This window comes from Alistipes sp. UBA1686, assembly GCF_002320215.1.
Lineage (GTDB): Bacteria > Bacteroidota > Bacteroidia > Bacteroidales > Rikenellaceae > Alistipes > Alistipes onderdonkii.
The window spans coordinates 448,281-463,323 of record NZ_DCKA01000021.1 but is presented as its reverse complement, the minus strand read 5'-3'; the positions used below and the strand labels follow the sequence as shown (position 1 = coordinate 463,323).

The 15,043-nt window shown below is 59.8% G+C and carries 12 protein-coding genes and 1 other RNA gene; 12 read left to right on the top strand and 1 reads right to left on the bottom strand.

What is annotated here, in order from left to right:
- Positions 1–95 precede the first annotated feature (95 nt).
- From B3C38_RS12030 to B3C38_RS12015, 4 genes are all read left to right on the top strand, one after another.
- Positions 96–3,080 (top strand): tetratricopeptide repeat protein, encoded by a 2,985-nt coding sequence (locus B3C38_RS12030; RefSeq protein ID WP_286727242.1) that lies wholly within the window; start codon positions 96–98, stop codon positions 3,078–3,080.
- Between the two features lie 2 nt (positions 3,081–3,082).
- A complete protein-coding gene (locus B3C38_RS12025; protein WP_022332976.1) occupies positions 3,083–4,792 on the top strand; it encodes a hypothetical protein in 1,710 nt (569 codons plus the stop codon).
- Between the two features lie 135 nt (positions 4,793–4,927).
- Positions 4,928–5,218 carry a DUF2089 family protein gene (locus B3C38_RS12020; RefSeq protein ID WP_022332975.1) on the top strand — a complete coding sequence of 97 codons (291 nt, stop codon included), beginning with the start codon at positions 4,928–4,930 and terminating at the stop codon, positions 5,216–5,218.
- Entirely contained in the window at positions 5,202–5,744 is a 543-nt protein-coding gene (locus tag B3C38_RS12015) for a hypothetical protein (RefSeq protein WP_286727239.1), read from the top strand. Before B3C38_RS12020 ends, B3C38_RS12015 begins: the two co-directional genes overlap by 17 nt.
- 224 nt (positions 5,745–5,968) lie before the next feature.
- On the opposite strand, the gene ffs is transcribed toward B3C38_RS12015, so the two are convergent.
- An RNA gene (ffs, locus tag B3C38_RS12010) (signal recognition particle sRNA small type) lies at positions 5,969–6,066 on the bottom strand.
- Positions 6,067–6,115: 49 nt separating this feature from the next.
- On the opposite strand from ffs, the gene mltG reads away from it, so the two are divergent.
- The 8 genes from mltG (at position 6,116) to B3C38_RS11970 (ending at position 15,040) form a co-directional block, all read left to right on the top strand.
- Positions 6,116–7,129: an endolytic transglycosylase MltG gene (gene mltG, locus B3C38_RS12005; RefSeq protein ID WP_022332973.1), complete on the top strand. Its 1,014-nt coding sequence runs from the start codon at positions 6,116–6,118 to the stop codon at positions 7,127–7,129.
- Between the two features lie 20 nt (positions 7,130–7,149).
- Entirely contained in the window at positions 7,150–7,752 is a 603-nt protein-coding gene (locus B3C38_RS12000; RefSeq protein WP_022332972.1) for an L-threonylcarbamoyladenylate synthase, read from the top strand.
- A gap of 18 nt (positions 7,753–7,770) precedes the next feature.
- Positions 7,771–8,340 (top strand): DUF4199 domain-containing protein, encoded by a 570-nt coding sequence (locus tag B3C38_RS11995; protein WP_022332971.1) that lies wholly within the window; start codon positions 7,771–7,773, stop codon positions 8,338–8,340.
- 21 nt (positions 8,341–8,361) lie between these two features.
- A complete protein-coding gene (locus tag B3C38_RS11990; RefSeq protein WP_162852202.1) occupies positions 8,362–9,309 on the top strand; it encodes a glycosyltransferase family 2 protein in 948 nt (315 codons plus the stop codon).
- 6 nt (positions 9,310–9,315) lie between these two features.
- The gene (locus B3C38_RS11985; RefSeq protein ID WP_022332969.1) at positions 9,316–9,780 is read left to right on the top strand and encodes a DUF4293 domain-containing protein; all 465 of its coding nucleotides are present in this window, start codon (positions 9,316–9,318) and stop codon (positions 9,778–9,780) included.
- A gap of 187 nt (positions 9,781–9,967) precedes the next feature.
- A complete protein-coding gene (locus B3C38_RS11980; RefSeq protein WP_286727235.1) occupies positions 9,968–12,748 on the top strand; it encodes a DUF5689 domain-containing protein in 2,781 nt (926 codons plus the stop codon).
- Positions 12,749–12,758: 10 nt separating this feature from the next.
- Complete coding sequence (locus B3C38_RS11975; RefSeq protein WP_286727233.1) at positions 12,759–13,988, top strand: DNA/RNA non-specific endonuclease; 1,230 nt, start codon at positions 12,759–12,761, stop codon at positions 13,986–13,988.
- Between the two features lie 20 nt (positions 13,989–14,008).
- On the top strand, positions 14,009–15,040 hold the full coding sequence (locus B3C38_RS11970; protein ID WP_196012003.1) for an endonuclease/exonuclease/phosphatase family protein: 1,032 nt from the start codon (positions 14,009–14,011) through the stop codon (positions 15,038–15,040).
- The last annotated feature ends 3 nt before the right edge of the window (positions 15,041–15,043 follow it).

Sequence of the window (15,043 nt, the reverse complement as noted above, 5' to 3'; positions counted from 1 at the left end):
TGTCGGTTCCGGTTTTATACCGGTATATTTGGTGCGGGGGTATGCGGGAAAGGCAAATTTTCGTATATTTGCCCTTTGTAAGAATTTATGTGCGTATGCGGAAAAAACTGAGCTTGTTGCTGACCCTCGCGCTGTGCGCGGTATGCACCCTGCGGGTGCAGGCCGGGGAGCCCGAAAGTGAGACCTTTATCGAGCGGGGACGGTCGTTGTTCGACTACGGCCGCTGGAGCGATGCCCGGCATGAGTTCCTCCGGGCCCGGGACGTGCTCGCGCCTTCCGACCGTGTCGCGGCGCAGACGGTCGATTTCTACCTGGCGGCCTGTGCCGTCGAGCTGGGCAGCCGCGATGCCGAAGGGGCGCTCCGCGATTTCGAGGCACGTTATCCCGGTTCGGTCTACGCCAACGACGTGCGGTTTTCGCTGGGGTCGCTCTATTGCGCCGAGGGCGATATGAGGCGTGCCCGCGAGGCCTTCGCAAAGACCGATTACAAGGCGCTGAGCCGCTCACGCAAGGAGCAGTACGACATCCGCATGGGCTATGTCGAATTCACCGACGGCAATTACGACAAGGCTTTCGGTTATTTTGACCGCATCGGCCCCCAGAGCGAATATGCCGACCATGCACTCTATTACAAATCCTATATCGACTATGCCGAAGGGCGCTACGGGCGTGCGAAACAGGGCTTCACGGCCTTGCAGCGCAGCGATGCCTACCGTGCCGTGGTGCCGTATTACCTCCTGCAGATCGAATTCCGCGACGGAAACTACCGTTATGTCGTCGAGAACGGCGACGAACTGGTGCGCCGCGCCGTGCCCGAACGCCGGCAGGAACTGGAGCGCGTCATCGCCGAATCGTGGTTTCACCTGGGCGACTATAACAAGACCATCGGGCATCTGGACGCTTTTACGGCTGCCGGCGGCGAACTCGACCGTGACGGCAGCTATCTGATGGGCTTCTCGCTTTACCGCACGGCACGCTATCCCGAGGCTGCGGAGTTCCTGCGCAAGGCCTGCGGTGCCGAGGATGCGTTGACGCAGAATGCCTCGTACCACCTGGCCGACTGCTATCTGCGTGCGGGTGACAAGCAGGCCGCCATGCAGGCGTTCGCCATGGCAGCGGACGACAAGCTCGATCCGGTGATCGCCGAAGACGCGCTGTTCAACTACGGCAAACTGCAATACGAGCTGGGCGGCGGTGCCTTCAACGGCGCGATCAACGTGCTGACGCGCTATGTCGCGCAGTATCCCGATTCTCCGCGCGTGGGCGAAGCCCGTTCGCTGCTGATCGCGGCCTACTACAATTCGAACGATTACGACGCGGCTTACCGGGCCATCAAATCCTTCCCGACACAGGATGCCGACATCCGAGCCGCATTGCAGAAGATCACCTATTTCCGCGGCCTGGAGGCGTACAGCGCCGGCGACATGCGTGCCGCGCAGCGTTACCTGGCCGAATCCGCGGCCATCAATGTCAGCCCCAAATACAGTGCGCTCAACTCCTTCTGGCAGGGCGAAATCGCCTTCGCACAGGGCGACTATACGGTCGCTGCGGCCAAATACAATGCCTACCTGAAGCGTGCCCCCCGCAGCGAGGACGAATATGCCATGGCGCTCTACAACCTCGGCTACTGCGATTTCTCGCGCAAGGACATGGCCGGGGCGCGCAGTTCGTTCGAGAAGTTCCTCGAAGCCTATCCGGCCCGCGACCGCGACCGCGCCGATGCCTACAACCGGCTGGGCGACATCCGCTATTCCGACCGCGAATTCGAAGCGGCCGTAGGGGATTACGACCGTGCCGTTGCGCTGAACACCCCCGAACGCTATTACGCACAGTATAAACGCGCCGTGACGCTCGGCATCCTCGGGCGCACGGAGTCCAAGCTGCAGGCGCTGCGGCAGATCGTTGCCGCAGGGCAGGGCGACTATGTCGATGCCGCCTCGTACGAGCTCGGCCGTTCCTATATCGCGCAGGAACGCTATGCCGAAGGTGCCGGACAATTGGAACGGTTCATTGCCGACTATCCCTCGTCGCCGCGCCGTGCACAGGCGCTTGCCGACCTGGGGCTCGCCTACCTCAACCTGGGGGACAAGGAAAAGTCGCTGAAATATTACGACATGGTGGTCGAGACGGCCCCGCAGTCGTCCGAAGCCAAAGGGGCCATGCAGGGTATCCGCGAGATCTATGTCTCGGACGGCAAGGTCGACGACTATTTCGATTATGCCGCCAGGGTGGGCATGGAGAGCGACCTGACAGCCGTGTCGCGCGACTCGCTGTCGTTCGCCGCCGCCCAGAAACTTTACCTGGCCGGGCAGACCGAGGCTGCCGCCAAGTCGCTGCGCAGTTATGTCAGGAGCTACCCCAAGGGGTATTACCTGAACGATGCCCTCTATTTCCTGAGCGACTGTTACCTCCGCACGGGCGAGCGCGGCGATGCTATCGAAACCCTCACCGAACTGGCCGGGCAGGGTACGAACCAGTATTCGGTCACGGTGCTCGAAAAACTTTCGGAGCTGACCTATGAGGACAAGCGTTACGACGAGGCCGCCGCCGCATTCCGCAAGCTGTACGACGTCACGACGACGGTGGCCGGGCGCGAGGATGCCATGACGGGCTACGTGCGCGCCACGCTGGCCGGGGGCGACGCTTCGAAAATCGAGGCAATGGCTGCCGATGTCGCCGCGCATCCCGATGCCGGGGCCGTGGCGCTGCGCGAATCGAAATTCGCATGGGCGGAGTTGCTGCGGCAGCAGGATCGCCGTGCCGATGCCGTGAAGCTTTACAGGGAACTGGCCGCGGACGTCCGCTCGAAGGAGGGTTCCGCCGCTGCCTATTACGTGCTGGAGGACACCTTCGAAAAGGGCGATATGGACAAGACCGAGAAGGCGATATTCGCCTATTCCGAACGGGAACCCCAGGCCTACTGGCTGGCCAAGGCCTTCATCCTGCTGGGCGACGTCTATGTCCGCAAGGGAGACAATTTCCAGGCGCGGGCGACCTACCAGAGCGTCGCGGACGGCTATTCGCCTGCCGACGACGGGATCGTGGACGAAGCCAAGGAACGGATCGCAAAACTGAACTGACGATGAAACACATGTTGTTTGTAGCCGCGCTGATGGCGGCATTGCCCTGGGGCGCGAGCGCGCAGGTCGAGAAACGGGTCGAAGTGACCAAGGCCTATGTGCCGAGTGTGGAGGGAGCGTCGAAACTCGCTGTCGTACCCGACATGACCGATACGGTGAAGATGCGTCCCGAGATCGACTATACGATCACGCCGCTGTCGTTGCAGACCACCCTCGCCACGCGGCCGATCCGTCCCGCGACGGTAACCTACTGGGAATTCAACCGCCCGCTGCCTTTCTACCTCAAGGCCGGGATGGGCTACCCGTTCAATTCGGTGTTGGATTTCTATGCTTCGAGCCAGAACCCCGGGACGGGGTATGTGGTGGGCTATGTCAACCACGAGGGGCGCTATTCCAAGATCGGGAACGACTTCGGCGTCAAGAATAATTCGACGCGGATGCTCAACCGCATCGGCGCCGCTGCGGGTAAATATTTCGGCCGCCACGTGCTCGAGGGCGACCTCTCCTACGAGAACCGCATGTACCACCGCTACGGTATGTACCTCGCGCCGGACATCTCTGCCGATGCCGTACCCGGTTCGATGGCCGATTACGGCGATGCGAACATCGCGGTGCGCTTCGGCGACGATTTCCAGGATCTGAGCCGCGTGAATTTCGAAATCGCCATCCGGGGCGGCATGTTTTTCGACCATTCCGAGTGGCCGGACTATAACGACAAGGCCCGCCAGACCACGCTGGAAACCCACGCGAAGATCGCCCGCGCTTTCGGGCGCCACCGCCTTGCCGCCGAGATCGGTTACGAGCGGCTCGCCGGACAGAAGGCCCTCGACGAATATAACCAGCAATTGATACATGCCGCGCTGCGCTACGGCATCGAGGGCGGGGTAGTGCGCCTCGAGGTCGGTGCCGATTATTACCACGACAAGGTCAAGTCCGTCGAAGCGGAAAATTATATCATTCCTTTCGTGCGGCTGAACCTGAACCTCGGGACGGACGGGCTGTGCCCGTTCTTCGAGATGGACGGCAACGTCCGCGAGAACAGTTACCGTTCGCTTACGAAGCTGAATCCCTATCTGCTGAATCCCGTATTCGGGACTAAGAGTTCGGTCGATTACAACGGCCGCTTCGGTATCGGGGGCAGTATCTGGCGCGGGAAGTTCGACTACCGGGCCTATGCCGGGTTCTCGATCCGTGACAACCACCTTTACTGGTACAGTGCCGATGTCGTGCAGGGGAGCGATATTCTTGCCGCCGGGCTGACCATGCTGCCGTCGATGGCCCGCCAGACCGTCTTGTCGTTCAACGGCGAGGTGACGTGGCGTCCCGCGAGCAGTTTCCGGACGGAGTTGGGCGTGCACGGCTATATCTATAACGACGACGAGACCAAACTCCATAACGGTGCCCCGGCTTTCGATGGCAATTTTTCCGCCCACTACGACGGCCGCAAGATTTCGTTCGGCGCGGGCATCTGGCTGCAAAGCACCCGTAAATGGTCCGACTACCAGATGGATGCAGCATCCGGGGCGGAGAGTTTCGCCAGTGTCGAAGTGCCCTTTGCCGCCGACCTGCGGGTCAATTTCGACTGGAAGGTTTCGGGACGCATTACGCTCTTCGCCGAGGGCCGTAACCTGATCAACCGCCGCCTGTACCAATACCCGTGGTATCCGGAATACGGGGCAAATTTCACGGTCGGGGTGAAGGCCAATTTCTGAAATCCCACCTCCGGTCTGTGACGCGGGGTATTGCCATGGTTTTTTGCAGGAATTTGCACATTTATGTGACATATTCAAAAAATATATTAATTTTGTGAAGCCTGACATGGTATAAATACAACTTTTTGAACTTATATGGCACTGAAGAACCTCCCCAAGATATGTCCCTCCTGCGGTAAACGATTGAGCGTACAAGCGATGCATTGCAACGGATGCGATACGCATATCGAAGGCGACTACAACCTCCCGGTGATGATGCAGCTTTCGGCTCCCGACCAGCAATTCGTGCTCGATTTCGTAAAAAGCAGCGGCTCCCTGAAGGAGATGGCGCAGAAATTAGGGCTCAGTTACCCCACGGTACGCAACCGTTTGGACGACATAATTGCTCAACTTAATCAATTCGAAGGCGATGAACAGGATTCTTAACCCGTTTGAATACCTCTCTACCGGGAAAGCTCTCGGCTGGGGCCTTGCCGGGACTATTTTTTCCATCTGCCTGCTGACGGCGGTGAGCTGGCCTGTCGGTGACGACCTGTCGAAGATCGTCACGATCCTCTCTTCGAACCTGCTGTTGTGGATTCCCCTTTCGCTGTTGCTCTACGTGCTGGCCCTGCTCTTCTCGCCGTCGCGTATCCGCGCAGTCGATATCTTCGCCACGAATCTTTTCGCCATGCTGCCTGCGATCGTCATACTCGGGGTGCTGAGCGTACCCTCGAAATGGCTGGGCGGGCTTGTCTGCGAGCCCCGGAGCGTCTGCGAAGTGATGAAGCTCGCAGGCTATAACCTGATCGTGATCCTGCTGTCGGTCTCGATGGTCTGGTCGATGGTCTGGGGCTGTTTCGCCTACCTCGTCTCGGCCAATATGAAAGGGTGGCGCGGGGTTTCCATCTTTGTCATCTGCTATGTCTTCGTCAGCGTCGTCAACCAGTTGCTGATCGCCTATTCGAAATAAAATACCGGAATCATGCCGCGCGGGACGTCTTCGTCCCGTTTTTTATGCCTTTACTGGAATGCACTGGCCGGCTGCTGCATCCGGTATGCATTTTTTTTGCCGGCAACACAATACGATTGGATTTTATGCCGGCGGCAGGTTTGTTCGTTGACGTTTTTTCATGCCGCGATGGAGCAAAAAAGCGGTGCCCGGGGCTATGTGACCCGGGCACCGTATAACAAAAAAAGGGTGAGCTCCTTATATCGCACCGCTACGACCACATACCCTTGCTCGATTCCTCGCCTGGGGGATTCTGTGGGAGCTGGTCGTATAAGACTCACCCGGGCACAAAAGTAGGAATTTTTTATATCTTTGCAAAAATTTTCGGCCCGATGCGTAAAAAAACTTTTCGCTATATCCTTTTCGCCTGCCTTGCGTGCCTGCTTGTCGCGGGTTTTGTCCTGCGGCAGCAATTTTACGGGAATGCCGTGCGCGCGGGGCGCGACCTCTATATCGGCAGCCGTGCCGACTACCAAAGCCTCACCGATTCCTTGCTGCCCCGGCTCAGGCACCATTGGGCTTTCGGTGTCTATGCCCGGCGCATCAACCTGCCGGAGACGTTCAAGCCCGGCCACTATGTGCTGGAGCCCGGGATGAGCGTGATCCGGGTAGCGCGGATGCTCAAACTGGGGCTTCAAACCCCTGTACGGGTTTCGATCAACAATGCCCGCATTCCGGCGCAGCTCGCGCAGAAACTCGCCCGGCAGATCGACGCCGACTCCACGGCGATCATGCAGGTGCTGACCTCGCCCGAAGTGGCGCGTGGCGTGGGTTTCGACAGCGTGACGCTCTTTTCGATGTTCATTCCCAACACCTACGAGTTCTACTGGACGGTGACGCCCGAAGAGTTCGTGCAGCGCATGAAGCGAGAGTACGACCGTTTCTGGACGCCCGGGCGCGATGCCCTGCGCGAACGCAGCGGTCTGAGCCGGCTCGAGGTCATGACCCTCGCATCGATCGTCTACGAGGAGACCCGCAAGACCGACGAGATGCCCCGTATCGCAGGGGTGTACGTCAACCGCCTGCGCAAGGGGATGCCCCTGCAGGCCGATCCGACGGTCAAGTATGCCATGCAGGACTTCGGGCTGCGGCGCATCCTGCACAAACACCTGAAATACGAGTCGCCCTACAATACCTACCGGAACAAGGGGCTGCCGCCTTCGCCGATCTGCATGCCCGGCATCGACGCCATCGACGCCGTGCTCAATTTCGAGGAGCATGACTACCTTTTCTTCTGTGCGCGTGCGACGTTCGACGGTTACCACAACTTCGCACGGACGCTCCGCGAGCACAATGCCAATGCCCGGGCATACAGCGCCGAACTGAACCGGCGCAAGATTAAATAATTTTTCGTACATTTGTCCTAATGCTTACGAAGATCTACGAACAGAACCCCTCGGAGCGGGAGTTGCAGAAGGTGGTCGACGTGCTCGTTCACGACGGGATCGTCATCTATCCGACCGACAGCGTCTATGCTTTCGGCTGTTCGCTCCATTCGCCCAAGGCCATCGAACGCCTGCGGCGGATGAGGGGTAAGGATGCCGAGGCTTTTTCGGTGGTCTTCGGGGATATCGCCCAGGTGGCGGAGTATTGCCGTGTGGACAACACGGCGTTCCGGATCCTGAAACGGAACCTGCCGGGGCCCTTCACGTTCGTGCTCACGGCATCCTCGCGCGTGCCCGACAAGGCGCTCGAGAGGCGCCGTACGATCGGCATCCGCATTCCGGACAACGCCGTTTCCCGCGCCATCGTCGCCGCCCTGGGCTGCCCGCTCGTCACCACGTCGGTGAAGGACGACGACCAGGTCGTGGAGTATACCACCGATCCTGAACTGATCCATGAGCGCTATGGCCGCGACGTGGCGCTTGTGATCGACGGCGGCATGGGGGACAACATCCCCACGACGGTCGTAGACCTTACGGGCGACGAGCCCGAAGTGCTGCGCGAGGGCAAAGGGGAACTGCAATGAGATTAATATAAACAGTATATGGAAAAAACGAATTTCTGGAAAGATGTCGCCAAGTACGGCGCGATCATAGGCGCCCTGTTGGCCGTCTCGTTCATGTTGGAAACCCGATTGCAGATTTCGGCCAGTTTCGGCCTGTACGCAATCGAATGGATTGCCGTCGTCGTACTGCATTACTATCTGCTGCACCGTTTCACGCGCCGGTATTCGATGATGTATACCGCCGAGGAGGGTTTCTCCTTCGGGCAGGGGTACGCTTACATCCTCTCCGTCTCGACCGTTGCGGGGCTCATCGTCGGTATCGTGCAATACCTTTACCTGCACTTTTTCATCGGTTACACCAACTATACGGAGCGTACTACAGCCGCATTATCCGATTATATAGGGCGGAACGGCGGGGTGCCGGCCAACATGGAATCCATGCTGTCGCAGATGTTCGACCAGATACAGAATACCCCCGAACCTTCTTTTTTAAGAACGCTGTGGGCCGTAACTTTCGTGAGCATTCTGTTCGGTGCCGTTTTCGGCCTTATCATTGCAGGCGTGTTGTCGCGTGCGCCCAAACCGTTCGATACCCCGCTAAGCGAATAGGGACATACCGTGAATAATAAACTGGACATATCCGTCGTAGTACCACTCTACAATGAGGCCGAGTCCCTGCCCGAACTGGTGGCATGGATCGACCGCGTTGCCGTGTCGCATGGCTATGCCTACGAGGTGATCCTCGTGGACGACGGTTCGTCAGACGGCTCCTGGGAGGTTGTCGAGTCGCTCAGGGAGAAGTACCCGGCGATCCGCGGCATCGGCTTCGCCCGCAATTACGGCAAGTCGGCAGCCCTGTACTGCGGTTTCGCCGCAGCCGAAGGCGAGGTCGTCATCACGATGGATGCCGACCTGCAGGATTCGCCCGACGAGATTCCCGAACTGCGCCGCATGATCCTCGAAGAAGGGTACGACCTGGTATCCGGCTGGAAGAAGAAGCGCCGCGACCCGGTCGGCAAACGCTGGCCGAGCAAATTCTTCAACTGGACGGCGCGCCGGGTCTCCGGCATCAAACTCCACGATTTCAACTGCGGGCTGAAGGCCTACCGCCGCAAGGTCGTCAAGTCGATCGAGGTCTACGGCGAGATGCACCGTTTCATTCCGATTCTGGCGAAGCAGGCCGGGTTCCGCCGTATCGGCGAAAAGGTCGTCGAGCACCACGCCCGCAAATACGGCTGCTCGAAGTTCGGCCTCGAACGTACCGTGAAAGGCTACTTGGATCTGATCACCGTGCTGTTCATGACGCATTTCGGCCGCTCGCCGATGTATTTCTTCGGCAGTCTGGGGACGCTGATGTTCCTTATCGGCGGCGGGACTACGGTGTGGATCATCGCCGCAAAGATCTGGAAACAGGTGCACGGGCTGTCGCTGCGTCCGGTCACCGACCAGCCGCTCTTTTACCTGGCGATCCTCGCCGTGATCCTCGGCGTGCAGTTGTTCCTGGCGGGGTTCCTGGGCGAGCTCATCAACCGGGGTTCGTCGGACAGGAATAAGTATCTGATTGATAAAACTTTGTAAATAATTATGATACAACGAATCCAAACACTCCATCTGCTCATCGTCACGGCGCTCATGGCCGTTACGCTCTTTGCCCCGCTGGCTTGGTTCGCGGGCGACGCGGGTGAGTTCCGGCTCTATGCCTTTTCCCTGCAGACCTCGGCCGGAGAGGCTGTACAGTCGACCGTCTACATGGGCGTCGTGCTGGCACTGGCCTGCGTGCTGCCTTTCATTACGATCTTCCTGTTCAAACGCCGCCTGCTCCAGATCCGGCTCTGTGTCGTGGAGATCGTGCTGCTGATCGGTTCTGCGGTTATGGAAGCGGCCTATTATTTCCTCAGTTGGCGGGTTTTTTCCGAACTTTCGTTCCATACGCAGGGTTTCCGGCCCGCCATCGCACTGCCGCTCGTGTGCCTGCTGTTCGCCTACCTCGCTGCACGGGCTGTTTTCCGCGACGAACTGATGGTACGTGCCGCCGATAGAATACGCTGACGCGCGCCATACGACCGGACGTGGCATCAATCGGCCCGTCCGCTGAATATATCCCGCTTGCGGGATATATTTTTTTGTGCCTGCCGGAGCCGTCCGGCGGTTGAAAGGCATTCCTTGGCATTCGATTTGAAGCGGATATACAGGAAATTAGGAAATTCATTCATTCCTGTCTAAAATAAACGCTTCTATGAAAAAATCGAACTTTTGGAAGTTATTGTCCGGCACGGTGTTCTTTGCCACCGTGGCTCTGGCCTCATGTGTGGACGATAACGACGACAAGGGGATGCCTTATCTCGAAGTCACCCCCGACGTGCTCACGTTCAATGCCGACGGTGCCCCGGAAGGCGCCTCCGCATTCACCGTAAAGAGCAACCGCCCCTGGACGCTCGAAGTGCTGGAGGGCAGCGACTGGGTTACGCCCTCCGCAACTCAGGGCTCGGGCGACGGTACCGTCGAATTCACCATCCCCGCGAGCAACGTGGGCCGTATCGCCAAGCTCTCGTTCAACCTGAAGAACGCATATGGCGCCTATTGGACGAAAGAGGTCACCATCGAGCAGGGCGAGGCGCCCAAGGCCGGCGAGGTGAGCGCGCTGGTGGCCTACATCAAGAACACGTGGCCGAGCCTCGAAAGCGGTACCGAAGAGCTGAATTACAGCCAAAAGACGATTCCCGCCGTGATCCTCGCCAACAACGAGGGCGGCAATAATTTCGGCAAGCTCTATGTCGGCGACAACATCACGCTGCCCAACTCGGCCATCATCCTTTACAGCACGACCGAGTTTACCCGCGATAACAGCGCGAAATATCCGGTCGGCAAGAAGGTTACGCTCGACTTGTCGGCCGCCCAGTATGCGCCCTACGGCAATCTGCGCGAGCTGAAGAACGTCGTGGTGACCGTCTCCGACGATCCCGCCGTCGAGGTGGCCGTGCCGACGCTTTCGGCCGCGACGCTCAACGAGGGCAATTATCAGGGGGAGTATGTCCGGGTCACGAACCTCACGCCGCAGTCGTCGTTCGTCGGCGAGGCGTGGGCGACTTCCGCCAAGCGCGTCGTGCGCTTCGATGCCGCCGGAGGCGAGACTGTCCAGAGCTATATGGCTACGGCAACCGATGCCGCCGGTTTCGCCGCGATCACGATCGCCGACAAGACGGGCGCCCTGCTCGGTACCGCCGAACAGAATTTCAAGAACATACAGGTCATCCCGACCACGCCTTCGGACGTGGCCGCATTCGTCGCTTCGGGGGCTTCGCTCGGCATCTCGCCCGAGGATAACCTCGTGCTGGCTTCGACGTCGGGCGCTACGGCGACCGTGACCGTCACGGCCAACATCGCGTGGACGGCCACCATGAGCGGCGACGGCTTCACGATCTCACCCCAGGGCGGGGATAACAACGGTACGGTCACCGTCACGGCGACCGCAGCCAACGAAACCTCCGCATCGAAAGACCTGGGCAGCATCACCTTCTCGGGCGAGGGTGTCACGCCGCTGACCCTGCGTGTCGCGCAGGCCGCCAAGCCGAGTGCCGAGCCCAAGACGGTTGCCGAATTCGTTGCCTTCGTCAAGGGGCTGGCGCCTGCTTCGGGTGCCGAGGCTTCGCTCGGCGAGTGGACGGGACAGACCGTTCAGGGATATATTGCCGCCAACGACGCGGGCGGCAACCTTTACCAGATGATCTCCGTCGTGGATAACACCGGGGATGCCGGTTCGGGTATTCTGCTCGCCGATGCGGCGTACGAAACCGTCGCCGACTACCCGGTCGGTGCCCGGATAACGCTGACCCTCGATGCGACGAGTACGGTCTACAATTCCTATGGCCTGTATAAGATCAATAAGGTAACGACCGCGGTCGACAACTCGTCGCCCGTGCAGATGGTCGTGCCGTCCGTCACCCTCGCGCAGTTCAATTCGAACGATTATATGGGTATGAACGTGAAGGTTACGGGGCTCGCATTCAAGGGCGAGGCCGGCGAGATGTGGTACAGCGGTACAGCCAACTATTCGACCCGCCTGTTTACCGACGGGAGCGGCGACCTGGCTGTGCGTACCTACAAGACCGTCGCATGGGGCGGCGAGTTGATCTCGTCGACCGTGACGGCCGGTTCGCTGACCGGCGTGGCCGAAGTCTACGACGGTGCGGCGCAGCTCTACCCGCAGTCCGCGGCGGATGTCGCCGACTTCAAGGTCGATGCTTCGACGCCCGTGATTACGGAGGTCGACCCCGCATCGCTGACCTGGGGCGCCGAGGAGACGGTAACCAAGGATGTTGAGGTTACGGTCGTCAACCTCGGGTCGAACGCCCTGACGGTCGATAACGATGCGATTGCGCCCTTCACGGCCGTAGTCAACGGTACCACCGTTACCGTCACGCCTCCGGCTCCCAACACGACCTCCGACGACATCGTGCGCACGATGACCGTCTCGGTTGCGGGCGGTAACAGCCGCGAGGTTACGCTCACGCAGTTCGCGGCCGGGTCGGGCGGCGATACCAAGGGCATCTATACCTCCATGAGCCAGTTCATCCCGGCTTCCACCAGCACGACCGACCGTTACTATCCTTCCAACTCGACGATCGACGGCCAGCCCGCTACGGGTTTTAAGCTCGGTACGAGCAGCCTTGCCGGCGTATTCACCTCCGAGGCGCTGGGAGCATCCCTCACGGGCGACAAGAAACTTTCGTTCTATGCCGTGGCATGGACGGGCAAGGCCGCCACGGTCTACATCCGTGTCAACAACGGCGGAGCGGTGAGCGGTGACGGCAGCCATGCGATCACGGCCAGCGCCGGTGCTGCGGGGTCGGGCAACGACTTCACCTTCACCGACGTGACCGATTCCGATTACTACACCTTCCAGCTCACGGGGCTGACCGCCGCATCGACCGTGACGATCTCCACGTCGCCCGACTTCACGGCGGCATCGGATCGCAATACGGGGCGTGCCATCGTGTTGGGCGTACAGGTCTATTGATATGAAGAGGATGCGTAAATATCTGATACGAACGCTCCTCGGGGTTGCTGCGGTCGTGGCGGCGGGTTTCGCCGCCACCTCCTGCAGCGACGATTCCGATTCGGGTTCCGGGGTATTCCGCGTGGAGTGGGATCCCACCAAGACCGTGCACCCCGACCGGGAGGGCGCTGCCGTGCTGATCGTGGACGGCCGCGAGGGGACGTCGTGGAGGGCCGAGATCACGGCGGGCGCCGACTGGGTTTCGTTCAACCGTACGGCTCCGGGCGGGCAGACCGTCAAGACCGGAATTGCCGGAACGAGCCTCGCGGCCCGCAATCAGTATGTCTATTACTGGCCGAACGACACGAAGGACGAGCGGCATGCCATGATCCGCTTCACGTTCGACGGGCAGGCGCCCCTCGAACTGGAACTCACACAATACAGCACCTCGGCTGCCGACGATGTCTACCAGACGGGCCATAACCTTGTCTGGCCGGAAATCCCGGCCCGGAAATCCGACGATGCGTATGTCTATGTGACGCATTTCGCCCTGCTGCGCAACCAGAATACGGGTGTAACCTACAACGCCCGCAACTTTACGATGTGCTTCGACAAGACCAAGTTCGCCGCCTGGTGGGTGGCCTATCCGCTCCACAGCGCTTACACGGGTTCGGGGCGTGTCGAAACCTGGGCATACGACCCCAAGATCGCCGCCGAGTACCAGGCCAACCTGACCAAAAGCTATCCGGCACGGAATTTCGACCGCGGGCACCAGATCCCCAACGCCGACCGCAGCGGGAATGCCACGATGCAGGCACAGACCTTCTATTTCTCGAACATGACGCCCCAGAATTCCAGCCTGAACCAGAATCCCTGGGCGGCGCTCGAGAAGATGGCGCGCGACAACTGGATGTGCTCCGATACGCTCTATGTCGTCACGGGTGCCTATTGGAATCCCGGCAGCACCTTTGCCACGCCCGATATCGACGGCAAGCAGTGCCCCGTGCCGAACTACTATTTCAAAGTGTTCGTCCGCACGGTCAAGGGCAATGTCCGCCAGGCGGGCGACCGGCTGGGCGACTATCCGGCCGACCAGCTGAAGTCCATCGGGTTCTGGGTCGAAAATGCGGGCGAGCAGGGGAGTGCCCGGAGCTGGGTGAAAAGCGTTTCGGAGGTCGAAAGCCTCACGGGTTTCGAATTCTTCCCTTCGGTGCCTGTCGCCGTCAAGGCGCAGAAAGACGCCGCCTCGTGGGGACTGTAAAACCTTAAAATTTCAGAACGATGAAAAAACGATTGATATTCACCCTGTTGCTGGCGGCATTCATTGTGGCGTGCTTCGCGCAGAAGCCCTACAAGGTGATGTTCTACAACCTGGAGAATTTCTTCGATACGATCAACGACCCCGAGGTGCTCGACGACGAGTTCACCCCCGAAGGGCCCAAACAGTGGAACTCGGCCAAGTACAACCGCAAGCTGGGCAACATCGAACGGGTATTGTTCGACCTTGCGGCTGCCGACAAGGTCTATCCGGCCGTGATCGGCGTGTCGGAGGTCGAAAACCGCTCCGTGCTCGAGGATATCGTGGCGGCGCCCAAACTGGCGCCAGCCGATTATCGTATCGTGCACTACGATTCGCCCGAGGCGCGCGGCGTCGACGTGGCTTTTCTCTACCGCCCCGAAGTCTTCAAACTGGAGGGCAGCTATCCGGTGAAAACCGTCGTGCCGTCGCTCCCTAATTTCAAGACCCGCGACATCCTGACGATGTGGGGAAGGATCGACGACGAACCCTTCTTCTTCATGGTGGCGCACTGGCCTTCGCGGCTGGGCGGCAAGGACGCTTCGGAATTCAAACGCATCGCCGTCGGGGAGCAGATGCGCCGGATCGCCGATTCGGTGCTGAAAGCCAACCCCGCGACCCGGATCGTTGCCATGGGCGACTTCAACGACGACCCGACGGATCCGAGCATGGCTGAAGGCCTGGGTGCCCGAACGCGCATGAAGGAGCTCGAACCCGGCGATTTCTACAATCCCTTCGGGGACATGCTGCGTGCGGGGATCGGTACGCTCGCCTACGGCGACGCCTGGAACCTTTTCGACAACATCGTGGTCTCGGGGAACATGGTCTCGGGCGACGACGGCATGCAACTGCGCAAGGCTCCCGGTTCGAAGTACTACGGCAACATCTTCCGCAGGCATTACATGGTGCAGCGGGAGGGGCAGTACAAAGGTTATCCGCTGCGTACCTATGTGGGAAACAACTTCCAGGGCGGTTACAGCGACCACTTCCCGGTGTATATCTATTTTGCCAAATAATTT